Annotated in this window: 17 protein-coding genes; 11 read left to right on the top strand and 6 right to left on the bottom strand. The window is 51.0% G+C overall.

What is annotated here, in order from left to right:
• Positions 1-188 precede the first annotated feature (188 nt).
• From frc (BQ6873_RS09405) to fdhF, 5 genes are all read left to right on the top strand, one after another.
• A complete protein-coding gene (gene frc / locus BQ6873_RS09405; protein ID WP_076592412.1) occupies positions 189-1,448 on the top strand; it encodes a formyl-CoA transferase in 1,260 nt (419 codons plus the stop codon).
• Between the two features lie 579 nt (positions 1,449-2,027).
• Positions 2,028-3,779 carry a thiamine pyrophosphate-binding protein gene (locus BQ6873_RS09400; RefSeq protein WP_076592411.1) on the top strand — a complete coding sequence of 584 codons (1,752 nt, stop codon included), beginning with the start codon at positions 2,028-2,030 and terminating at the stop codon, positions 3,777-3,779.
• 72 nt (positions 3,780-3,851) lie between these two features.
• Positions 3,852-5,102, top strand: a complete 1,251-nt coding sequence (frc, locus tag BQ6873_RS09395) for a formyl-CoA transferase (protein WP_076592410.1) — start codon at positions 3,852-3,854, stop codon at positions 5,100-5,102.
• A gap of 610 nt (positions 5,103-5,712) precedes the next feature.
• Positions 5,713-7,416 carry an NADH-ubiquinone oxidoreductase-F iron-sulfur binding region domain-containing protein gene (locus BQ6873_RS09390; protein ID WP_076592409.1) on the top strand — a complete coding sequence of 568 codons (1,704 nt, stop codon included), beginning with the start codon at positions 5,713-5,715 and terminating at the stop codon, positions 7,414-7,416.
• Between the two features lie 32 nt (positions 7,417-7,448).
• Positions 7,449-10,289 carry a formate dehydrogenase subunit alpha gene (gene fdhF / locus BQ6873_RS09385; protein ID WP_076592408.1) on the top strand — a complete coding sequence of 947 codons (2,841 nt, stop codon included), beginning with the start codon at positions 7,449-7,451 and terminating at the stop codon, positions 10,287-10,289.
• Positions 10,290-10,393: 104 nt separating this feature from the next.
• Here fdhF and BQ6873_RS09380 read toward each other — a convergent pair whose 3' ends face one another.
• Positions 10,394-11,230 (bottom strand): EamA family transporter, encoded by an 837-nt coding sequence (locus BQ6873_RS09380; protein WP_076592407.1) that lies wholly within the window; start codon positions 11,228-11,230, stop codon positions 10,394-10,396.
• A gap of 255 nt (positions 11,231-11,485) precedes the next feature.
• On the opposite strand from BQ6873_RS09380, the gene BQ6873_RS09375 reads away from it, so the two are divergent.
• Positions 11,486-12,322 (top strand): formate dehydrogenase accessory sulfurtransferase FdhD, encoded by an 837-nt coding sequence (locus BQ6873_RS09375; protein ID WP_076592406.1) that lies wholly within the window; start codon positions 11,486-11,488, stop codon positions 12,320-12,322.
• Between the two features lie 15 nt (positions 12,323-12,337).
• Here BQ6873_RS09375 and BQ6873_RS09370 read toward each other — a convergent pair whose 3' ends face one another.
• Positions 12,338-13,666: a D-amino acid dehydrogenase gene (locus BQ6873_RS09370; RefSeq protein WP_076592405.1), complete on the bottom strand. Its 1,329-nt coding sequence runs from the start codon at positions 13,664-13,666 to the stop codon at positions 12,338-12,340.
• Between the two features lie 326 nt (positions 13,667-13,992).
• Between BQ6873_RS09370 and BQ6873_RS09365 the strand changes: the two genes are divergently transcribed.
• On the top strand, positions 13,993-14,328 hold the full coding sequence (locus tag BQ6873_RS09365) for an HAD family hydrolase (protein WP_076592404.1): 336 nt from the start codon (positions 13,993-13,995) through the stop codon (positions 14,326-14,328).
• Positions 14,329-14,441: 113 nt separating this feature from the next.
• On the opposite strand, the gene BQ6873_RS09360 is transcribed toward BQ6873_RS09365, so the two are convergent.
• From BQ6873_RS09360 to BQ6873_RS09345, 4 genes are all read right to left on the bottom strand, one after another.
• Positions 14,442-15,581 carry a UbiH/UbiF/VisC/COQ6 family ubiquinone biosynthesis hydroxylase gene (locus BQ6873_RS09360; protein ID WP_076592403.1) on the bottom strand — a complete coding sequence of 380 codons (1,140 nt, stop codon included), beginning with the start codon at positions 15,579-15,581 and terminating at the stop codon, positions 14,442-14,444.
• Positions 15,582-15,591: 10 nt separating this feature from the next.
• The gene (locus tag BQ6873_RS09355; protein WP_076592402.1) at positions 15,592-16,923 is read right to left on the bottom strand and encodes an aminopeptidase P N-terminal domain-containing protein; all 1,332 of its coding nucleotides are present in this window, start codon (positions 16,921-16,923) and stop codon (positions 15,592-15,594) included.
• On the bottom strand, positions 16,920-17,636 hold the full coding sequence (gene murU / locus BQ6873_RS09350; RefSeq protein WP_076592401.1) for an N-acetylmuramate alpha-1-phosphate uridylyltransferase MurU: 717 nt from the start codon (positions 17,634-17,636) through the stop codon (positions 16,920-16,922). The genes BQ6873_RS09355 and murU overlap by 4 nt, the downstream gene beginning before the upstream one ends.
• Positions 17,637-17,715: 79 nt before the next feature.
• Positions 17,716-18,753, bottom strand: a complete 1,038-nt coding sequence (locus BQ6873_RS09345) for an aminoglycoside phosphotransferase family protein (protein ID WP_076592400.1) — start codon at positions 18,751-18,753, stop codon at positions 17,716-17,718.
• Positions 18,754-18,902: 149 nt separating this feature from the next.
• On the opposite strand from BQ6873_RS09345, the gene BQ6873_RS09340 reads away from it, so the two are divergent.
• Genes BQ6873_RS09340 through rsmA form a run of 4 tightly spaced genes read left to right on the top strand, consistent with a single transcriptional unit; the run spans position 18,903 to position 24,420 of the window.
• Positions 18,903-21,116 (top strand): LPS-assembly protein LptD, encoded by a 2,214-nt coding sequence (locus BQ6873_RS09340; protein ID WP_231949313.1) that lies wholly within the window; start codon positions 18,903-18,905, stop codon positions 21,114-21,116.
• A 29-nt stretch (positions 21,117-21,145) separates the two neighbouring features.
• Positions 21,146-22,555, top strand: a complete 1,410-nt coding sequence (locus tag BQ6873_RS09335; RefSeq protein ID WP_231949312.1) for a peptidylprolyl isomerase — start codon at positions 21,146-21,148, stop codon at positions 22,553-22,555.
• A gap of 27 nt (positions 22,556-22,582) precedes the next feature.
• Positions 22,583-23,626, top strand: coding sequence for a 4-hydroxythreonine-4-phosphate dehydrogenase PdxA (gene pdxA, locus BQ6873_RS09330; RefSeq protein WP_076592397.1), 1,044 nt, complete (start codon positions 22,583-22,585; stop codon positions 23,624-23,626).
• Positions 23,627-23,652: 26 nt separating this feature from the next.
• Entirely contained in the window at positions 23,653-24,420 is a 768-nt protein-coding gene (gene rsmA, locus BQ6873_RS09325; RefSeq protein ID WP_076592396.1) for a 16S rRNA (adenine(1518)-N(6)/adenine(1519)-N(6))-dimethyltransferase RsmA, read from the top strand.
• The last annotated feature ends 18 nt before the right edge of the window (positions 24,421-24,438 follow it).

The raw sequence follows: 24,438 nt of genomic DNA, 5'->3' as shown, positions 1-24,438 counted from the left end.
TGTGCCGCAACTTGACACTGTTTGTGGTGCGGCACTAGACTAGAAGGTTAAGAACTCCAAGTAGTATTGGATTAAAGCCATGTAAATGGCGCGATTCCACTCAGAACTCTCTGAGTGGTTTTTCACTTCCTGAAAGTATTCTGATTTCAGGAGTCAAGTTAAACGATTGATAAGGAAATCTACCAATCATGAGTCAAACATTACCATTAGCAGGCGTTAAGATCATCGACTTCACCCACGTACAAGCTGGTCCAGCATGTACGCAGCTGTTGGCTTGGTTCGGTGCTGACGTTATCAAAGTTGAGCGTCCAGGTTCCGGCGACGTAACTCGCTCACAATTGCGCGACATCCCAGGCAAAGATGCTTTGTACTTCACCATGCTGAACAGCAACAAGCGTTCGCTGACCTTGGATACAAAAACCCAAGAAGGTAAAGAAGTTCTGGAAAAGCTGATCAAAGAATCCGACGTTATGGTCGAAAACTTTGGTCCAGGCGCGTTGGATCGTATGGGTTTCTCATGGGCACGTGTCCAAGAATTGAACCCAGGCATGATCATGGCATCGGTTAAAGGTTTCAGCGATGGTCACCACTACGAAGACTTGAAAGTCTACGAAAACGTGGCTCAATGTGCTGGCGGCGCTGCTTCCACCACAGGTTTCTGGGACGGCCCACCAACTGTTTCGGCAGCTGCTTTGGGTGATTCCAACACAGGTATGCACTTGGCAATCGGTATCTTGACAGCTCTGATGGGTCGTCAAAAAACTGGCAAAGGCCAAAAAGTTGCTGTGTCGATGCAAGATGCTGTTTTGAACTTGTGCCGCGTCAAACTGCGCGATCAACAACGTTTGGACAAAATCGGTTACTTGGAAGAGTACCCACAATACCCACACGGCAAATTCACTGACGTAGTACCACGCGGCGGTAACGCTGGCGGTGGCGGTCAGCCAGGTTGGGTTCTGAAATGTAAAGGTTGGGAAACAGATCCTAACGCGTACATCTACTTCACAATCCAAGGTCATGCTTGGGCGCCAATCTGTAAAGCATTGGGTAAAGAAGAATGGGTTGACGATCCTGCATACAAAACAGCAGAAGCTCGTCAAGACAAGATTTTTGACATCTTCGCAACTATCGAAGAATGGCTCAAAGACAAAACCAAGTTCGAAGCTGTCGACATTCTGCGTAAGTACGACATCCCATGCGCACCAGTTCTGTCGATGAAAGAATTGGCTAACGACGTATCGTTGCGCGAAAGCGGTTCGATCGTTGAAGTTGAGCACAAAGATCGTGGCGAAAAATACCTGACAGTTGGTAGCCCAATCAAATTCTCCGATATGAAACCAGAAATCACTGGTTCGCCATTGTTGGGCGAGCACACTGATGAAGTTCTGGCTCAATTGGGTTATTCGAAAGAGCAGATCGCTGCATTGCACGCTGCTAAAGCTGTTTAAGAATTTCTTAAACTAGTTCTAGCTTGTAAAAACGGCGCCCAGTTTGGGCGCCGTTTTTTTTCGTCTGTACCATGCGAAGGTAATGCGCAAGGTAGCGCTTTTGGGTGCGTAATCGTCAGCTGATATAGTGCTTGTTTGCTTGGACGAGCATGTCTGAGGATTGGGCGGTGGGCGATAAATTATGTTGCGATGCAAAATTTATCTAAGCTCGTATTGATTCTTGATGTTCTTGCATGGCTAGTGCGTTGCAAAATTTCATCGATAAATCGGTGTTAAAAAAGCACGAGAGGAGGGAATAAGAGTAGTTGCTGTGATGGCCTTATTTAAGAGGGAAAAATAGGCAAAACAGAGAAGGATGCGTAGGCCGAATATCATGCGATGAAAATTGACCGGGGTCAATGATGGAAGCGCAGGCAGATCGATATGATACGGCCACTCTATTAGCTATAGTGAATGCGCAGGCTGAAGGGTATCTCTAAAAACCTATACATGTTTTTTAAAGATGCCTTACCTTAAGAAGTAAGTAAACAGCACGGCCGTGACGAGAATGACTTTCATGGCCGGCTTAACAGGAAAATCATGTCTTCAGTAACGGCGTATCCGTCGACCACGACAGCAGATGACACCCTCCAAGTGAAGAGCCGCGATAGCGGCATCATTTCGGGTGGTCATTTGGTTGCGCGTGCACTGAAGAATGAGGGTGTCGATACCATCTTTACGCTATGTGGTGGGCACATCATCGATATCTACGATGGTTGTGTGGATGAAGGCATACGCATAGTTGATTTCCGTCATGAACAAGTCGCTGCACATGCAGCAGACGGCTATGCCCGCCAAACCGGCAAGCTCGGTGTTGTTGTCACCACGGCGGGTCCTGGTTGCACCAATGCTATGACTGGTATTGCTACCGCTTTCCGTTCAGAAAGCCCTGTGCTGCATATCGGTGGTCAAGGTGGCATCACCCAGCACATGATGGGTTCCTTGCAAGATTTGCCGCATACAGAAATGATGCGTCCCATCACCAAGTTTTCGGAAGGTGTGCGTTCTACCGAGCGTGTGGCAGACATGGTATCCATGGCGATACGCGCAGCGTTCGCTGGTGCATGTGGTCCTTCGTATCTGGAAATTCCGCGTGACGTACTGGATCGCGAAATCGATGTGAGTCGTGCGGTGATTCCTGCACCTAGCAGCTACCGTGCGTCAGTTAAATCGATAGGTGATCCACTCGACATAGAAAAGCTGGCGGATCTGCTGTTGCATGCAGAACGTCCGGTTATTCTGTTTGGCAATCAAGTGTGGACTTCGCGCGGACACAAAGAAGCTGTTGCTCTGGTGCGCATGCTGGATATTCCAGCTTACTTTAATGGCGCTGCGCGCGGCATTTTGCCGCCGGGCGATGCGCATCACTTCGATCGTACGCGTCGTGAAGGTTTCGACAAGGCGGATGTCATTGTGATCGTTGGTACGCCTTTCGATTTCCGCATGGGCTACGGCAAACGCTTGAGTCAAAATGCGAAGATCGTACAGATCGATCAAGACTATCGTACAGTCGGTAAAAATCGCGACGTCAATTTGGGTTTGGTTGGCGATCCGGGTGCCATCCTCGCAGCAACGCTGGAGGCAGCATCGGGTCGCATCGACAAATCGGCGCAAGCAAAACGCAAAGTATGGATGAAGGCCTTGCAGGCAGCAGAAGTTGTCGCAACGGAGAAATTGATGCCGCTGTTCAAATCGAACAGCTCGCCAATACATCCATATCGCGTTGCATATGAAATCAATGAATTCCTCGGCGAAGACACTATCTACATCGGTGATGGTGGTGATGTCGTGACGATCTCGGCACAAGCGGTTCGTCCACGTAATCCGGGGCAATGGATGGATCCAGGCGCCTTAGGCAGCTTGGGGGTTGGTACCGGCTTCGCAATTGCAGCCGGTTTGGCCAATCCGGAAAAAGAGGTATTGTGCTATTACGGCGATGGCGCATTCTCAATGACCTCGTTCGATATTGAAACAGCGAATCGCTTCAATGTCCCATTTATCGCGGTGGTCGGGAACAACTCGGCCATGAATCAAATCCGTTACGGCCAATTGGCTAAGTACGGTGAAGAGCGCGGTAATGTTGGTAACCTGCTGTCCGATATCCCGTACAGTCGGTTTGCTGAAATGTTGGGCGGTTATGGTGAGGAAGTGCGCGACCCATCACGCATCGCAGGCGCGCTACAGCGTGCTCGCGAGTCAGTACAGAAAACACGTAAATCTGCAGTCATCAATATCTGGGTCGATCCCGCGGTCTACGCACCAGGTACGATGGCGCAAACAATGTATAAATAATTTTTATTAGCTAAGTACTGCGCGAGTGGGGATGACCTGTTCGCGTTTTTTTGTAAAAGATAGGAGTAGTTGATGAGTAAGGCATTAAGCGGCTATCGCATTCTTGATTTCACACACGTGCAATCAGGCCCGACATGTACCCAGTTACTGGCATGGTTTGGCGCAGATGTTATCAAGGTTGAACGTGCTGGCGAAGGCGATGCTACACGCGGTCAATTGCGTGACATCCCTGAGGCAGACAGCCTCTATTTCACGATGCTCAACCACAACAAGCGTTCGATCACACTGGATACAAAAAACCCAAAAGGGAAAGCTGTCCTCGAAACCTTGATCAAGGAATGCGACGTACTGGTAGAGAACTTCGCACCTGGCGCGCTGGATCGCATGGGTTTCACATGGGAACGTATCAACGAACTCAACCCAAAAATGATCGTCGCATCGGTCAAAGGTTTTGGTCCTGGTCCATACGAACACTGCAAAGTGTATGAAAACGTTGCGCAATGCGCAGGCGGCTCTGCTTCGACTACCGGTTTCGACGACGGTCCACCAATGGTCACTGGCGCGCAAATCGGTGACAGCGGTACCGGCTTGCATCTGGCTCTGGGTATCTTGGCTGCATTGTTGCAACGTCACGCAACTGGTCGCGGTCAAAAAGTGTTGGCGCCTATGCAGGATGCCGTGTTGAATCTGTGCCGCGTTAAACTGCGTGATCAACAGCGTCTGGAACGTACCGGTACCATGAAAGAGTATCCGCAATATCCGGATACTCCGTTCGGTGACTCCGTGCCACGCGCCGGTAATGCATCGGGTGGTGGTCAACCTGGTTCGATTCTGAAATGTAAAGGTTGGGAAACTGACCCTAACGCCTACATCTACTTCATCGCTCAAGGTGCAGTATGGGCACCGATCTGCAAAGTGATCGGTAAAGAAGAATGGCTGACAGATCCAGCATACGCAACCCCAGCATCGCGCTTGCCACACTTGAAAAACATCTTCGCAACGGTCGAAGAGTGGACCAAGACCATGACCAAGTTCGAAGCTATGGATATCCTCAATAAGTTCGACATCCCTTGCGGCCCGATCTTGTCGATGAAAGAAATCGCTGAAGAGCCATCGCTGCGTGAAACCGGCACCATCGTTGAAGTGGATCATCCAGTACGGGGCAAATACCTGACAGTCGGTAACCCGATCAAGTTGTCGGACAGCCCAACGGATGTGACACGTTCGCCATTGTTGGGTGAGCACACAGAAGAAGTGCTTGGTCAACTTGGTTACAGCGCGGAAGATATTGCAGCATTGCGCGCAGAACGCGTGATCTCGTAATTTAAAAGCAAAGCGGTCTGTAAAGACCGTTGCTACAAAAAAGCCTCTCCCTAACGGGAGGGGCTTTTTTTATTGGATGACGGTATTCGCGTTTGTATATGCAGCGCACAGCGTATAGCGAATGCGATGGAGGAATTGATATATGCTTATTTCAGCCGGTAAAATGAGGTACTTTGGAGCGAGTCATTTTATTTTGGGATAGCATGGCGAAAGTACGTTAAACAGTTTATTCAAATGAGAATGATTCCTTTTACGGTGAAAATGCGAGCAGAAGGCTGATTTTTCTATTGTTTTTGCCTGCGGCCAGGGCATATGTACTAAAGATCATGTGGAAAATTGACCTTGGTCAATGCTGGAGGTGGGGCCGCATCGATAAGATACGGCCATCTGAAAAGGGTCTTTATATGCTAAAAAAAGCATATATTCGGTTCCCGGGAAATTAATTGATACGTAAGCCAAGCAGTAAGTGCAGCAAAGATGGTGGAAGTCGAACGGTCTGATGCAGAAAGACGGGCGTCCACGATGCAGGATAAAGCGCAATAAGACATAGAACGACACGATGAGAAGACCCTGATAACTGTCAGGGTATTTAAGCTGATTAGGAACAATCATGAACCACAAAGTCATTCCAATTGCAGTGCAAGAAGTAGTCAACACAAAGGAGCGCAAGCGTCAGGCGCCAAAAGGCCGCCGGGTTGACCCTGCTGCATTGGCTGAAGTGCGCGCGTTGCTGGGCGACGAATCACGTCAGGCTGATCTGCTGATCGAACATCTGCATAAAATCCAAGATAAATTCGGTCATCTGGCTTCCAGCCATCTGGCTGCGCTGGCGCAAGAAATGCGCTTGGCTCAAACAGAAGTGTATGAAGTGGCGAGCTTCTACCATCACTTCGATATCGTTAAAGAAGGCGGCATTGCACCGCAGGCATTGACCGTTCGCGTATGCGACGGCTTGTCATGTGAAATGGCTGGCGCGAAAGATATGTTGGCCAAGTTGCCTAAGCTTTTGGGCAAAGAAGTGCGCGTGATTGCAGCGCCTTGCGTTGGTCGTTGCGAACAAGCTCCAGTTGCTGTTGTTGGTCAAAATCCGATCATCAACGCAACATGCGAAGCAGTACAAGCAGCGGTTGAGAAAAAAGAAATCGTGCAAGCAGAAGGTAGTATTACTGACTTCGCTGCATATCAAAACGAAGGCGGCTACGCGCTGCTGAAAAAATGTATTTCCGGCGAACGCGATGTTGAATCTGTCATCAAGACGATGGAGGATTCCGGCTTGCGTGGTCTGGGTGGTGCAGGCTTCCCATCCGGTCGTAAATGGCGCATCGTGCGTGGCGAAAAAGGCCCACGTCTGATGGCTGTGAACATCGATGAAGGCGAGCCAGGTACATTCAAGGATCGCGTCTATCTGGAAAAAGATCCGCATCGTTTCCTCGAAGGCATGCTGATTGCAGCATGGGCTGTCGATATCCAAACTATCTATATCTATCTGCGTGACGAATACCACGGTTGCCGCACCATGCTGGAAGCGGAATTGGCGAAATTGAAAGCCAATCCACCGATGGAAAACATGCCTGAGATTTTCCTGCGTCGCGGCGCTGGCGCTTACATCTGCGGTGAAGAATCCGCGATGATCGAATCCATCGAAGGCAAGCGCGGCATGCCACGTCTGCGTCCACCATATGTGGCACAAGTTGGTTTGTTCGGCCGTCCTACGCTGGAACACAACTTTGAAACCCTGTACTGGGTACGCGACATTCTGGAAAAAGGCGGCGACTGGTTTACATCGCATGGTCGTCACGGTCGTAAAGGTTTGCGTTCGTACTCGGTCTCCGGCCGTGTAAAAAATCCTGGCGTCAAACTGGCTCCAGCCGGTATCACGATCCAGGAATTGATCGACGAACATTGCGGCGGCATGCTGGAAGGTCAAACCTTCTACGGCTATCTGCCAGGTGGTGCATCGGGCGGTATCTTGCCTGCATCGATGAACGATATTCCACTTGATTTCGATACCTTGCAACCATACGGATGTTTCATTGGTTCTGCAGCGGTCATCGTGATGTCGGATAAAGACACAGCAGTTCAGGCAGCACGCAACATGATGGACTTCTTCAAACACGAATCGTGTGGTCAATGCACACCGTGCCGTGTCGGTACCGCGAAAGCAGCTGAATTGATCAAGAAGCCAAAATGGGATGTCGGCTTGCTGGAAGATCTGTCGCTGGTTATGCGCGATTCGTCGATCTGTGGTTTGGGTCAGGCTGCGCCTAATCCTATCGACTGTGTCGTCAAGTACTTCCCGCATGAGTTGGCTTAAGCACGTAGCCCCCGGATTAAGGTGAAAAGATAATGAACGCAATTACCCGAAGCGAAATGGCACTGCTTGATGTGCCTACAGTTACGTTTGAATTGAATGGTCGTGAAGTAACCGGCCGTGCAACTGATACGATCTTGACCGTCGCCAAGCGCGAAGGCATAGAAATCCCGCACCTTTGCTTCAAAGAAGGTATGGACACAGCAGGTAACTGCCGCGCATGCGTCGTTGAAATCAATGGCGAACGCGTATTGGCACCTTCCTGCTGCCGTAACCCGACCAACGGTATGAAAGTAAATACCGAAAGCGAACGTGCAGTGAAATCGCAAAAACTGGTGTTGGAACTGTTGCAGTCCGATATGCCAGAAGCTGACTATACGCGCCACAATGAAGTGGACGAATGGGCTGCGAAAATGGGCGTCGGCAAACCACGTTTTGAAGCACGTGCAAAAGTTGCGTATGACTACTCGCATCCTGCGATCGCCGTTAACCTCGATGCATGTATTCAATGTACACGTTGCGTCCGCGCTTGCCGCGACGAACAAGAGAATGACGTGATCGGCCTGGCATTCCGCGGCGACCATGCGAAGATCGTGTTCGATATGGATGACCCTATGGGCGCGTCGACTTGCGTCGCTTGCGGCGAATGCGTACAAGCATGCCCGACTGGCGCACTGATGCCGGCCCGTGATGTCGCATTGAATGTCCCTGACAAACAAGTTGATTCCGTCTGCCCATATTGCGGCGTTGGTTGCCAACTGACTTACAACATCAAAGACAACAAGATTCTCTACGTGGAAGGCCGTGATGGTCCTTCTAACCGTGAACGTCTGTGCGTCAAGGGTCGTTACGGTTTCGATTATGCAAACCATCCACATCGCCTGACCAAGCCTTTGATCCGCCGTGCTGATGCACCTAAGAGCGGTGATTTCATCATGGATCCAGATCGCGTGATGGAAGTGTTCCGCGAAGCGACATGGGAAGAAGCGCTGCAAGTAGCCGGTGGTAACTTCGTCAAGATTCGCGATACCCACGGTAAAAAATCGCTGGCTGGTTTCGGCTCGGCTAAAGGTAGTAACGAAGAAGCGTATTTGTTCCAGAAATTGGTCCGTACCGGTTTCGGTAGCAACAACGTCGATCACTGCACACGTTTGTGCCATGCATCCTCAGTTGTCGCGCTGCTCGAAGGCATCGGTTCGGGCGCGGTCTCGAATCCAGTGATGGACGTGACCAAGGCAGAAGTGGTCATCATCATTGGTGCGAACCCAACCGTGAACCATCCAGTTGCTGCAACCTGGATCAAGAATGCGGTCAGCAACGGTACCAAGTTGATCGTTTGCGATCCACGTCGTACTGAGATGTCACGTATCGCACATCGCTTCATGCAATTCAAGGCGGATACCGACGTCGCGATGTTGAACGCGATGATGAACGTCATCGTTACCGAAAACCTAGTCGATAAAGAATTTATCGAAAGCCGTACCATTGGTTACGAAGAGCTGCGCAAAAACGTTGAAGGCTATACACCTGAATTGATGGCGCCTATCTGCGGTATCGATGCAGAAACGCTGCGTTATGTTGCACGTCTCTACGCAACATCGAAAGGTTCGATGATCTTGTGGGGCATGGGCGTATCGCAGCATATCCACGGTACCGACAATGCACGTTGCCTGATCGCTCTGGCATTGATGACCGGCCAAATCGGTCGTCCAGGTACAGGTCTGCATCCATTGCGCGGTCAAAACAACGTGCAAGGTGCATCCGACGCTGGCCTGATCCCTATGGTGTACCCAGATTACCAAAGCGTTAGCGATCCTAAGATCCGTGCCAACTTTGCAAAAGCATGGAAGATGTCGGAAGACTTGCTGGATCCAGAACCAGGTCTGACCGTGGTTGAGATCATGCATGCAATCACCGACGGCAAAATCCGCGGTCTGTATGTACAAGGTGAAAACCCAGCGATGTCCGATCCTGATGCTAACCATGCGCGTGAAGCGTTGGCAGCTTTGGATCACCTCGTTGTTCAGGATATCTTCTTGACTGAAACCGCTTATCTGGCTGACGTCATCTTGCCTGCAAGTGCGTTCCCGGAAAAAACCGGTACCTTCACGAATACCGATCGTACGGTGCAAATGGGTCGCCAAGCTTTGAACCCACCAGGCGAAGCCAAGCAAGATCTGTGGATCATTCAGCAAATGGCAAATCGCCTTGGTTGCGACTGGAACTACAAGCATGTGTCGGAAGTGTTCGACGAAATGCGTCACACCATGCCTAGCATCGCTGGTATCACATGGGAACGTCTGGAGCGTGAAGATTCCGTGACCTATCCATGCGAAAAAGAAGGCGATCCAGGTGAGCCAGTTGTGTTCGTTGACAGCTTCCCGCGTGAATCCGGTCGTGCGCGTTTCGTGCCTGCAGATATCATTCCTGCAGCTGAGCGTCCTGATACCGAATATCCGATGGTTCTGATCACCGGTCGTCAGTTGGAACACTGGCACACAGGTAGTATGACGCGTCGTGCAACCGTTCTGGATTCGATCGAACCAGATCCAATCGCTCTGATCCATCCGTTGGATTTGGCGAATATGGGCGGCAATCCAGGCGACATCATCACGCTGCAATCGCGTCGCGGTGAAGTTTCCTTGTATGCACGTGCTGACGATAGCTCGCCACGCGGCGCGGTCTTTGTACCGTTCTGCTATTACGAAGCGGCGATTAACCGTTTGACGAATGCTGCGCTGGATCCGTTCGGCAAGATTCCAGAGTTTAAATACTGCGCAATCCGTATTACTCTGGGCGGTACAGCTCCGGTCCAAACCAGTTACGGTGGCGGCCAAGCATTGACCAACTTGACGAATAGCCTGGCGCTTAATTAAGGCGTTTTAGCCAAAGTTAGCTGGCATTAAAGAAACCGGCACTTGCTCTTGCAGCAAGTGCCGGTTTTTATTTGGATGAGTTTTTTGAATACTTGATGTGGATGCTAGAGGTGCAGTCCCAGCACGACCGCACCGACTGTAATCAGCAGGCAAGACAGTATCCTGCGCATGCTCAATTTTTCACCGAGAAATAACCAGCCTATCAGCGCGGCAAACAATACCGATGTTTCACGCAAGGCGGAGACGGTTCCCATCGGTGCCAGCGTTACGGCCCAGATCACGATGCCGTAAGCCAGCAGCGACATGAAACCACCACCCAGTGCGGTCCAGGTTTCGCTAACACCTAATGTGATGGGTAGACGCCTGTGTCGCCATAGATAGATCAATGCCAGCGGTATGCTGTCGAGCACGAATAACCAGCCGCAATAAGATAGTGCGTTGCCTGATGCACGGGCGCCCATGCCGTCAGTAATCGTGTACGCCGCGATGAAAGCACCTGTGGTGAATGCTGCGATAGGACCTGCAAGATTCACGTGATCCTTGATGTGCGCGAGGCTGATGATGCCGACGGAAATCAGGATCACGCCCAGCAATGTCAGCATGCTCATTTCTTCGCCGACAAACAGTGCTGCACCGAGTGTTACGAGTAAAGGCGAAGAACCACGTGCAATTGGGTAAGACTGACTAAAGTCGCCAATCCGGTAGGCGCGTATCAGAAACAGGTTGTAACCAGTATGCAGGACGGCCGATAAGGCGATGAAGGGCCAACTTGCTGCCAGCGGCAGTGGCAGAAAAAATATCAGTGGTAACGAGCCCAAACCTGCGCCTATCGTCATGACGGCGAGGGAACCTAGTCTATCGGCGCTGCTCTTTAATAGGGCATTCCAGGAGGCATGTAAGAGCGCGGCGCATAGCACCAATGCTAGGACAAATGGACTCATGCCATGCTGCCGTAAGAAGGATGCATTATTCGATGGATAAGTAGATTGAAGCATCCATGATACTCGTACTGCTTTCAGAACGTGTTTACGCCTTGGGTCGCTATTGGATAGATTAACGTGACTCGTCCTGCTTACCTGCCTGAGCAGGCCTGGTAATGCGATAATCACGACATCTGATTTTCATCTGCTTGTTAAGCGTGCATCGTATGATTAGCCGCTTGCAAGTGCAGTCGTCTTATTTTGAATTTGTTATCTATGAATGCTCGTCCAGTTTTATCCAATGCGGTTCGCAAGCTGACTCATGATGTTGAAGTCATGGATGAACGCGGTCGCGCTTCAACGATAGCGATTCCGGCTGAACAGCCATTGACGATTTATGTCGACAAGCGCGAACTGGTGACCTTGATGACCTTGGGCGGTGCGCCGGAAGCATTGACTCTGGGTTATTTGCGCAATCAGCGTTTTATCAAAAATATTGAAGACATCTTGTCGGTGCAGGTGGATTGGGATGTCGATGCGGCGGCGGTAGTAACGCGCAACGGTATCGATAATATTGAAGAGCGCACTTCCAAGCGCACGGTCACGACAGGTGGTGGTGAAGGCACAGTGTTCGGTGGCTTGATGGATGAAATTGATTCCATCTCTTTGTCATCTGATGCGCGCTTAAAGCAATCTACCTTGTACAAAATCATAGACACCATACGCATACATCGTTCGGTCTATAAGCAAGCCGGTTCGGTGCATAGTTGCGCCTTGTTTTCTGCAGATGGTGAGCTGATTCATTTTGTTGAAGATGTCGGCCGTCACAATGCCGTCGATGCAATCGCAGGCAAGATGTGGTTTGACGATATGCGTGGTGACGACAAGATTTTCTACACCACAGGTCGTCTCACATCAGAGATGGTGATGAAGGGCGCGCAAATGGGCATCCCATTTTTGCTATCCCGTTCCGGTGCAACGCAGATGGGGCACATGGTAGCCGAACGTCTGAAGATGTCATTGATTGCACGTTGTAGCGGCAAACACTTCCTATTGCTGAGTGGTGCTGACAGGATCGTTTTTGACGACCTTGCAGTAGCCGAAAACGCGTAGCCGATTCAAACGGGTTTATGCAGTGCGATTATTGTGGCTGCTTGATACAAGTGTGTGGGTAGATGTCTTGCGCGGTGCAATGCCGGTAAAAGCAAAATCTACCTCTGGATGTACGCCGGAAATAATATCGGCGATTGCGCGTCCCGAACCGCAGCCCATGGTCCAGCCCAGCGAACCATGTCCGGTATTCAAAAATAAATTACTGAATTTTGTCTTGCCTATGTAGGGCACGTTTGATGGCGTCAATGGACGCAGCCCAGCCCAGTATGCCGGACTCTCGTAATCGCAAGCATCGGGAAATAGTTCGCGCGTTCTGCGTGTAATTGCATCGCATCGGGTGGCATTCAGTTCGCGCGAGTAGCCGTTGAATTCGCAAGTGCCAGCTACACGCAGTTTATTTCCCAGTCGCGACAAAACCAATTTGTAGCCATCATCAATCAGCGATACGGTTGGTGCCAAATCGGGATTCACAATCGGATATGTTGCTGAATATCCTTTGCCCGGATAGATCATTAAAGCTATGCCTAAGGGCTTCAACATCGGCACGGAAAAACTTCCCATCGCCATCACGAATGCATCCGCGTGCAGCGTCATGTGACGACCTTCCGGATTAATCACTTCAACGCCGGTTACGCGTGCCGCAGCGCCGCTTCCTTCTGTAATTAGACGTGTCACCGTCGTGTTGTATTGAAAGTTGACGCCGCGCTCTTGCGCCTTGCGTGCCAGGCCGGTGGTGAATTTGTAGATGTCGCCGGATTCGTCTGTTTCAGTAAAGTCAGCACCGACTATTTGCTTGCGGATATGCGCTAACGCTGGTTCCAGCGTGACTGCCTGATCTGCGGTCATGGGCTCACGCGGACAACCGAGATCGCGCATCACGCTGGCTGATGCCAATGATTCATCAAAGTCTTTTTGATCTGTATAAAAGTGCAGAATGCCGCGCGTTAAACAGTCGTAGTCTATGTCGACTTCGGCACGTACAGATTGCAGAGTCTGACGGCTGTATTCAGCGATCGCGACGATTTGATGAATGTTATGGACGGTGCGCGTCGGTGTGCATTCGCGCAGAAAGTTCATGCCCCATTTCCATTGCAGCCATTCGGCGCGGAAACGATAGAGCAGGGGCGCATCTTCCTTGCCTAGTGATTTGAGGATGGTCATGGGCGCGGTCTTGTTGGCCCATGGCGTGGCGTGCGAGACAGAGATCTGGCAACCATTGGCAAAACTGGTTTCCTGCGCAGCACCGGGTTGGCGTTCGATGACCGTTACGTCGTGACCAGCTTTGTTCAAAAACCAGGCCGATGCCGTGCCGATAATGCCCGAACCCAAAACGATGACTTTCATGACGCGATCAATCCCGAGATGTTGCTGTTGATGCCTGCGATTGAACGATGCGGATTGCAGACTGGCCTGTATTTAGCCCGGTCGCAACAATATCCTGCCTTGGTAAGGTTTGCCTATGACTACTGTCAATAATCACTGTAAACCTCGTCATAAATCATCAAATAGCGGTTTTTTATACCTCTAAATCATAAGTTATGAGTAATGATTATGATTAAATACTTTAACTATACCTAATCATTATTGAGCATTACGATACGTTCGCAGTCTGTAGAAAGGTGTGCAGACAGGGTTCCGCAGTGACGTGAACATATAGAAGAGGAAGTGCCATGATCAATTCCGTACTTGAACAATGCCCGATACGTGATGCAGTTGAATGCCATCTTGCTGCCTATAACGCAGCGTTCTACGAGCTCGGCTTGAGCTGGCACTGGGATGATGAAACATTCCACGCGCTGCAAAGCCTGTCGTGCGAAAGAGATCGCATCAAGAAATATATGGAAACGCATCAATCGCATTTGCTCAGAGTGTACGACGCGGACTTCCTGATCGATGCCATCCAAACTACCAAAGCTCGCTGCTACGAAACAATGACACATGGCGGTGCTAAAAAAGCATCGACAGTCAATTGGGCAGAATTTCAGCGCGCTGAAGTCGGCGTCTGATCAACATAATTTTTAAGCGACAGTGCCGAGCGCACTGTGCTGATCCGCTAGGAATAATGAAAAAAGCCGCATCGTGTGATGCGGCTTTTTTATTGCGTAGCGTAAGGATGCCGCTAAGGGCGTCGACCAAACATCATTTGCTCAGCCAGAAATTTCTTGGCAGGCTGGATCGCATCTACCATGCCTAGCGATATTCCCAGCAAGGTTTGCGAAATAATCCCGCGAGAGTTATCTGCGAAAATCCTCGCCATGATGTCGGTCAGATGGATAGTGGTGTTGCGATCCGTGCGGCGTTTTTCTGCAAACTTGTTTAATGCCTCCGGCATCGCATGCGTGCTTAGCAGTTGTGCCAGCACTGCCGCATCGCGCAATCCCAGATTGAGTCCCTGACCTGCAACGGGATGCAAGGTTTGAGCGGCATTGCCGATCGCAATTATGCGTTCGGATGCATCTGGCTTCGCATTTAAGCCGAGTGGGAAGGCGTTACGTTTGCTGCAGGCTGTGAAGTTTCCCAGACGCGTGCCGAAGGCACGTCCAAGTTCTTGCAAGAATGCAGCATCCGGTAAGGCCAGCAAATGCTCTGCTGTTTTCGGACGTACACACCATACCAAGGCATAGCTATCATCCTGTGGCAGCAAGGCCAGCGGTCCTTCATCCGTGAAGCGTTCAAAAGCGCGATGTGAAATCGCTGCGCTGACATCTACGTGTGCGACGATCGCAATTTGATCGTAGTCGCGATGCAGAGTTTTTTTGGTTTGCTCGTTATAGATGCCGCCTTCAGCCTGTATCACCAACTGTGCGGACAAGGGCGCATGTTCGGCGAAATTCAAGCTCACCATGCCATCGTTTTCCGTGATACTGCTAACGCTTTGCGGGCGTATCATCTTGATCGCCGTCGCTCCTGCAAGTGTGTTCAGAGCGGAGACGATAGCGCCGTAACGTGTGACGTGACCAAGCGCGGGTAGATGGTATTCAGCACGGTCTATCAGGGTGCGGCCGAAATGGCCGCGGCGGGAGACGTGAATTTGATGGATGGCTGTCGCGGCAATGGGCCATGCACCTATCCGTTCCAGGATTTGCTGACTGCCGTATGACAGTGCAATTGAACGTGGATCTTGTGCGCTTTGCTCTATGGTTTTTGCATCTATCAGTGCAATGCGATCAGCTTGTTTGCCATGCTTGACCAATAATGCAGCGAGCGCCAGTCCTACCGGGCCGGCGCCGCAAATGGCGATGTCGAAATCAGTCTGCATGGCAATCGAATCAGTGCTTCATCAAGGCTTCGATATCGGCCACAGTTTTTGGTGCTGCTGCGCTCAAGACGTGCGAACCGGTGGCGGTGACCAAGGCGTCGTCTTCGATGCGGATGCCGATATTCCAGTATTTTTCTGGCACGCCTTCTGCAGGGCGAACGTAAATGCCCGGTTCAACTGTCAGTACCATACCGGCTTGCAAAGTACGCCATGGCTTGTCTGTGCCATTTGGTGCCGCATCGCGATATTCGCCGACATCGTGTACGTCCATGCCCAGCCAATGCCCAGTGCGATGCATATAGAACTGGCTGTAGGCGCGGCTGGCAATGACGTCATCCAGCGAGCCAACCTTGTTTTTGTCGAGTAGGCCGGTATCCAGCATGCCTTGTGCCAGAACTTTGACAGCGGCATCGTGCCCATCCATAAAGCGTTTGCCTGGACGTGTTTCTGCAAACGCAGCATCTTGCGATGCCAGGACGATTTCATACAATTCTTTTTGCGGGCCGGAAAATTTGCCGTTCGCCGGGAAGGTACGTGTAATGTCAGATGCGTAGCTGTCGAGTTCACAACCGGCATCGATCAAAACCAGATCGCCATCTTTCAACTCTGCATCGCTGGCACGGTAGTGCAGCACGCAGGCATTCGCGCCGGTGGCGACGATGGAGCCGTAAGCTGGAAACTGCGAACCGCTGTTGCGGAATTCATGCAGGATTTCTGCTTCCAGATGATATTCACGCAGGCCGGGGCGCGAGATGCGCATTGCACGTCTATGTGCTGCTGCTGCGATATCTGCCGAGCGTTGCATGATGTCGATTTCACTAGCATCCTTGAACAGACGCATTTCATCCAGCAGTACATGCACATCGTAGGCAGCAGTCGGCGGTGTGACGCCGGCACGTGCTTGCGTGCGTACAGTTTGCAGCCAGCCTTGTACTTGGGTATCGAGTTTGCTGTCGCTGCCGAGTGCGTAGAATAGGGCGGGTGCATTCGCCATCAACTTCGGCAGTTCTGTATCCAGTGCCTCTATCGGATAGGCCGCATCGAAACCAAAAGTACTGCGCGCTACATCGGGGCCATAACGAAAGCCATCCCAGATTTCACGTTCCATATTCTTTTCGCGGCAGAACAAGATGGCTTGGTTCTTTGCGCCTGCGACTAAGACAATTACAGCTTCCGGTTCGGTGAATCCGGACAAATAATAGAAATAGCTATCGTGTCGGTACGGATAGTCGGCGTCGCGGTTGCGCATGACTTCCGGCGCGGTCGGAATGATCGCTATGCCGCCGCCTTTGGCTTGCATTTGTGCGATCAGTGATGCGCGTCTATCGGTGTACGGTTTCATTTGTAATGTCCTGTCAAAGGTGCATTCAGTTCTGCCAAACGTTCAGCCGTGCCTACATCGGTCCAGTCACCGCGGTACAGTTCGCCACCGACCTGGCCGCGCGCTGCATATTCACGCAACAGTGGTGCGAGCTTGGCCGATTCACCGGCCGCTATCGAATCGAACATGCAGGGGCGATACACGCCTATGCCGGAAAAAGTCAGTCTAGGCTCGCCTTCGTTGGTGATGGAAAAACTGTGTAATGCAAAATCACCCAGCGGGTTATGTGCCGGATTTTTTACCAGATACAGCCATGCTACATCGCGCTGATCGACAGGGTATGGATTGCCCCAGACATCGTTATCTTCCAGCACATTTTTCACTTGTGCAAAATCAAAGTGGGGGCAGTAGATGTCAGCTGCAAGAGCCAGAAAAGGTTCATCACCGAGCAGGTGGCGAGCCTTGGCAATGCCGCCCGCGGTTTCTAAGGCGGTGCCTTCAGCTGAATAGCTGATACGTGCACCAAATTTTTCACCATTGCCCAGTGTTTCTTCAATCATATTGCCGAGGTGGGCGTGATTGATCACGATATCTGTGATGCCGGCGCGCACCAGATTCAGGATGTGCCAGACGATCAAAGGACGTCCGCGCACTGTGAGCAGCGGCTTGGGGCAGGTATCTGTGAGCGGACGCATTCTCTCGCCGCGTCCGGCTGCGAATATCATCGCTTTCATGGTGTTCGCATTTCGTTAATAGATCTTTGATGCAGCCTGCGTAGCCAAGGGCTAGCGGCAGGCCGGAGTGTGCTGTTGCTTAAAAGGTATAGCCGACTTGTGGCGCCTTGTCTTCTAGCTCGTCCAGTAATTTCACTAGCGGTGCGAGTTCTTTGTAACGATAGGCCACTTTGCGGGTGTATTCCATGACCAGCGGCAGGTCTTTCAGGTAAGCGTCTTTGCCGTCGCGGTGATACAGGCGCGCAAAAATACCCAGCACTTTCAGGTGCCGCTGCAAGCCCATGAATTCAAAATCGCGATAGAAAGAATCGATATCAGGATTGACCGGCAAACCAGCACGTTTGGCGCGCTCCCAATAGCGGATTGCCCAGTCCAGTACGATTTCCTCGTCCCATTGAATATAGGCATCACGTAGCAATGAGGCCAGATCGTAGGTAATAGGACCAAATACCGCATCCTGGAAATCCAGAATGCCGGGATTGCCTTGCGTCAGCACCATCAGGTTACGCGAGTGATAATCGCGGTGTACATAGACTTGCGCTTGCGCAAGGTTATTCGCCAGCAGGAGCTCGAATATATTGTTCAGCGTAGTCGTTTGCTTTTCTGTCATGGTCAGGCCAAGATGCTTGCCTATATACCATTCGGGAAACAGCATCAGTTCGCGCAACAGCAGGGCGCGATCATATTCGGGTAAAACCGCCGGTTTGCTGTGTGTCTGGATGTGGACCAATGCATCGATGGCATCGATATATAACTTGTGCGCATTGTCCGGATTCAACAATTGCAGATAAGTAGTCGATCCAAGGTCGGTCAGCAGCAAAAAGCCCTGGTCGATATCTTGTGCCAAAATGCTCGGCACGGACACTCCGGTTTCGCCAAAAACCTCTGCGACATGGATAAAAGGCCGTACGTCTTCCTGCGGCGGAGGGGCATCCATTACGATAAAAGTGGCCCCATCCGCGCCGTCTATGCGGAAATAACGGCGGAAACTTGCATCGGAGGATGCTGGTCGTAAGGAGTCCAGTTTGAGCAGCGGCGCTGGTAAAGAGGCTAGCCATTTGTTGAGTTCCGTCAGACGCAAGTCGTCAGCGGAATCAGATGTTGTATGTAAAGACATGAAGCAAGCCTAGGTAATCCGGTTGATGGGCGGTGAGTTCCCATATAATAAGGGATTAAATTCGAAAAATCGCCAGCGATGGTACTCAAAACTCTATTTTCATGACCTGGCCCTTCTCTTTTCACCGCCCTCAGCGTTTGCTAACGACAATGGCCGCATTGATCGCCGCGGTTTCTGCGCCGACCTTCGTTTCTGCCCAAATTGTTGAAACAACTGCAAAATCGCCCAAGGCGGCCGAACGTGACGAAGAGACGCGTGTCAGTGCCGAGCAAATGACTGGGCGTCCGGATCGTGAGCTGGTGCTGGATCGTGATGTGGAAATCATCCGCGGCGAGACGACGGTTTCTGCCGATCATGCGACTTATTGGGTGAGCGAGGATGAAGTCGAAGTGAACGGCAACGTTCGCATGACACGCTTCGGCGACCGTTACACCGGCGACAAGATGCGCATCAAGATGGATACGGGTGTTGGTTATGTCACCAATACGACGTACCTCATGCAAGAGAGCAATGGGCAAGGACGCGCGGAACGAATCAATTTCGAAGGGGAAGACCGCGCAGTTGTTGTCGGGGGAACCTATAGTACTTGCGAAGGCCCGAATCCGGACTGGTATATCAAATCGAGCACCTTGGAACTCGACACCGGGCGTGAGGTTGGCTCTGCCGAGTCGCCTGTGATTTATTTCAAGGGCGTACCGATTCTGGGTGCGTTCTCTATGTCTTTCCCGCTTTCCGGGGCACGCAAGTCGGGTTTCCTGGCGCCGACATTTGGTACAACGAGTACCGGCGGTTTTGAATTAGCGACACCTTATTATTTCAATATCGCGCCGAATCGCGATTTGACACTGACACCGCGATACATTGCCCGTCGAGGCCTTATGTTGGGTGCAGATGCGCGTTACTTGGATGCTGATTACGCAGGACAAACCAAAGCGGAATTCCTGCCTAATGATAGTGAGACCAAGACCGATCGTTGGGCGTTTTCCTCTGTGCATACGCAACGCTTTAATTCAGCGGCGTCGTTTGGCTGGAATATCAATTCGGCTTCGGATAATAACTACCCTGTTGATTTTTCCCGGAATCTGACAACGAGTACGCAACGCTTGTTGTCGCGAGATCTGTACTTCAATTACTCTGGTAGTTTCTGGACGGCGACGGCACGCGCTTCTAACTATCAAGTATTGCAGGATCCTGCTTCTCCTATCGTTGCTCCGTACGATAGACTGCCTCAGGTGAGCCTTGTAGCAGGACGACAAGACGTTAATGGTTTTGATTGGACGGCAAATCTTGAGGCGACACGCTTCTGGCATCCGACTCTGGTGCGCGGCGAGCGTTATGTCGTTAATCCTAGTATTTCATACCCGATTATTCGTCCTAGTTATTTCCTGACGCCGAAATTGTCGCTGAATGCCGCGACATACAGCGTACAGGATCCCTCTACCGACATCAGTTCAAAATACAACCGCGCACTGCCGACATTTTCTCTGGATGGCGGTTTGGTATTTGAGCGTGAAACCAGTATTTTTGGTCAAGCCGCAACCCAGACTCTGGAACCGCGTCTGTTCTACGTAAGAACGCCGTATCGTGATCAAAGTCAGTTCCCGATATTTGATACGGCATTAGCTGATCTGAGCTTTGCGCAGATTTTCAGTGAAAATCGTTTTATCGGTAATGATCGCATCAGCAACGCGAACCAGTTAACGGTAGCAATGGTCTCACGCTATATCGAAGAAAGCGGCACAGAGCGTTTGCGTTTAGCACTTGCTCAGAGGCTTTATTTTGACGACCAACGCGTTATCTTGGGTACCCCGATTGCGGAAAGCAAATCCGATTTGCTGGCATCCGCCATGCTCAAAATTTCCAATGCGCTCAGCACTGAAGGCAATATGCAATATAGCGCAAGTGAAAGAGCTGTTACTCGCGCCAATGCAGGGGTGAGCTGGCGGCCGGAGCCAAAGAAAGTATTGAATTTGACCTACCGTGTTGACGTACCGAATGCCTTGCGTCAAGTGGACGTATCTGGCCAATGGCCGATCGCTGATCGCTGGTATGGTGTCGGTCGACTCAATTATTCTTTGCCCAACGATTATGCGAATCGCCCTAGCTATACGCAAACAGGAGTGGCGCCCGCCAGAGGTTTGTCTGAAGGCTTGATCGGTCTTGAATACAAGGCCGATTGCTGGATATTCCGCGTGGTGGCGCAACGTATTCCAACGGCGACTGGCCAATCAACTTCAACGCTCTTTTTTCAACTCGAGTTGAGCGGCTTAACAAAGTTGGGTTCCGATCCTTTGGAAGCTTTGCGTAGAAGTATTCCCGGCTATCAAGTTTTGGGACAACCTTCCAATAATCTTAATTATTAAGCTGTTACGTAGAAATCATGAGTCATCCTATGTTTAATTTTCAAAAGCCGATTCGATCTGTCAAACATGCATTGATTTTGTTGAGCATGACGTGTGGCGTGACGCTTGCTGCCCATGCGCAAAACATGGTTCCTGCCAATGTCAATGCCGCTGCAGCTTCTCCTAGTGTGCAGCCGCGTTTGGCCGATGCCATTATTGTGGTGGTCAACAATGAAGTAATCACACGCTACGAATTCCTTGAGCGTCTCAAGATGATCGAGGCACGCTTGAAAAGCCAGGGTGGTGCCATGCCGCCGCGTGATCAACTGCAGCGCCAATTATTGGAGCGCATGATCGTCGAGCGCGCACAATTGCAGCAAGCGAAAGAGTCTGGGATCAAGGTTGATGATGCGATGTTGGATCGCGCCGTCGGTCGTATTGCAGAACAAAATAAATTGAGCATGCCGGAATTCCGCAAGCGCTTGGAAGAAGATGGTCTGATCTACTCCAAATTTCGTAACGAAATTCGCGATGAGATCACCATGCAGCGTTTGCGTGAGCGCGAAGTAGATAACAAGATCCAGATATCGGATGCTGAAATAGATGCTTACCTCGCAGCACAAAATGGTACGACTGCGGCTGCCCCGCAGGAATTGCATCTCGCACAAATTCTGATTCGTGTGCCTGAAAATGCAACGCCACAACAACTCGCCGATAGCAAAAAACGTGCAGATGACGTAATAGCGCAATTGAATGCTGGTGCAGACTTTACCAAATTGGCAGTTGCCTATTCAGATGGTACGGATGGCTTGACGGGTGGTGAGTTGGGTTGGCGTACTGCGGAGCGTTTGCCGCAATTATTCGTTGATGCCACAGCCAATCTGCAAGAAGGACAAATTGCACCGCTGGTTAAGAGCGGTAACGGTTTTCACATTATCAAGTTGCTCGGAAAACGTACGCAAAGCGTGATGCGTGGTGCGGCGCAGGATCATGGTGCTGCGGCACCTGCAGCTGTCAAGCAAACACATGTCAGCCATATTCTGATCAAGGTGAATCAAGTTGTCTCGGCAGCGGAAGCACGCCGCAAATTGACGGAATTGAAGCAGCGTCTGGATAACAAGGCCGCGACGTTTGAAGAATTGGCACGACTGTATTCGAATGACTTCTCTGCATCCAAAGGTGGCGATCTCGGCTGGATTTATCCTGGCGATACCGTGCCGGAATTCGAACGCGCGATGGATGCGCTGCCGATAGGTCAAGTCAGTGAGCCGATCGAATCTCCATTTGGTTATCACTTGATTCTCGTGACGGAACGCAAGAGCGACGACGTATCGCAAGAGCGTCAGCGCATGATTGCGCGTCAGGCAATTCGCGAACAAAAAATGGAAGAAGCAACGCAGGATTGGTTGCGCCAAGTACGTGATCGCGCCTATGTCGAATACCGTTTGGAAGATAGATAATCATGTCCATCTCGTTTTATCCATGCTGTGAGTAAGCGTCCGACTATCGCCATTACTTGTGGCGAACCGGCCGGTATTGGCCCGGAAATTTCAATCCGGGCTGCATGGGAATTGCGTGCCGATGTAAAAAGCATACTGATAGGCGATGCGGCATTTTTAGCCATGACCGCTGCTGCCATCAATCCGGCTATTCGATTGTCAGCATTATCTTTGCAAGCCGTACGTAATAGCGGTTTGCCGGATTTTCCACGTGACCAAATTACTGTGATCGACTGCTCGCTTGCGGCGCACGTGGTGCCTGGCAAGCTGGATGTGCACAATGGTCGTTACGTCTTGCAAACGCTGGATATTGCGATAGAAGGTGCAATGCAAGGCTGGTTCGATGCGATAGTCACTGCGCCGCTGCAAAAAAGCACGATCAACGAAGCCGGCGTACCATTCACCGGCCATACAGAATATCTGGCTGATAAAACCAATACTGCACAAGTGGTGATGATGTTGGCGACCAATGCGACGCCGCAGCCCTTGCGTGTGGCCTTGGCAACGACGCATCTGGCACTGAAAGATATCGCTGCGGCAATTACTTTCGATAGTCTGGCCGGCATCCTCGATATCCTGCACGCAGATTTACAGAAGAAATTCGGTATTGCGCAACCACGTATTCTTGTAACCGGTTTGAATCCGCATGCAGGCGAAGGCGGCTATCTGGGACGTGAAGAAATTGAGGTCATCACGCCGGTACTACAAGCTGCACTTGCAAAAGGTTTTGATGTGCGCGGTCCTTATCCAGCCGATACCTTGTTCCAGCAAAAGTATCTGGAAGATGCTGATTGCGTGCTCGCGATGTATCACGATCAGGGTTTGCCGGTATTGAAGTACGCCAGCTTCGGGCTGGGCGTAAACATTACCTTGGGCTTGCCGATTATTCGTACCTCGGTTGATCACGGTACAGCGCTGGATCTGGCTGCGGCCGGTTTGGGCCATGCCGATCATGGCAGCATGCTGGAAGCGATACGCGTTGCATCGCAAATGGCAACAGCATCCACCTCTTTTACAGAAGCAACTCGCTGAATCCATTCGGCTTGAACCGTTAATCAATGAAACATATCCCCCGCAAGCGCTTCGGCCAGAATTTTCTGACCGACGACACAGTTCTATACAACATCATTCGCGCGATCGATCCACAGCCACAAGATACGATGGTTGAAATCGGTCCTGGCCTGGCTGCCATGACGCGCTTGTTGCTGGAAGGCGTGGATCAGATGCACGTAGTTGAACTGGATCGCGATCTGGTTGAGCGCTTGAAGAAAACTTTCGATCCGAAGAAGCTGATTATTCATTCGGCAGATGCCTTGCAATTCGATTTTTCGTCTATTCCGGTTCCAGCCGGCAGCAAGTTGCGCGTGGTTGGAAACTTGCCATACAACATTTCCAGTCCCTTGCTGTTTCATCTGGCAGAGATGGCGCCACATGTGCAGGATCAACACTTCATGCTGCAAAAGGAAGTGGTCGAACGCATGGTGGCCGAACCGGGTAGCAAGACCTATGGTCGTTTGTCTGTGATGCTGCAATGGCGTTATCACATGGAATTGATGTTCATAGTGCCGCCGACTGCATTCGATCCGCCGCCACGTGTAGAGTCAGCGATTGTCCGTATGATTCCGCTCGAAAATCCACTGCATTGCGATCGGGAAAAATTGGAACAAGTCGTACTGAAGGCATTCTCGCAACGTCGCAAGGTCATACGTAATTGTTTGGCCGGCATGTTTACTGAAAACGATTTGATCGAAGTCGGTATCGATCCTCAATTGCGGCCGGAAACAATTCCACTTGCACAATACGTCGCATTAGCCAATCGCCTGTAAGGCGAATTCGCGCTCCTC

This window comes from Herminiimonas arsenitoxidans (assembly GCF_900130075.1).
In the GTDB taxonomy this organism is placed as follows: Bacteria; Pseudomonadota; Gammaproteobacteria; order Burkholderiales; family Burkholderiaceae_D; genus Oxalicibacterium; species Oxalicibacterium arsenitoxidans.
The sequence above is the reverse complement of the archived record's forward strand: the minus strand, read 5'-3'. Positions and strand labels throughout refer to the sequence as shown.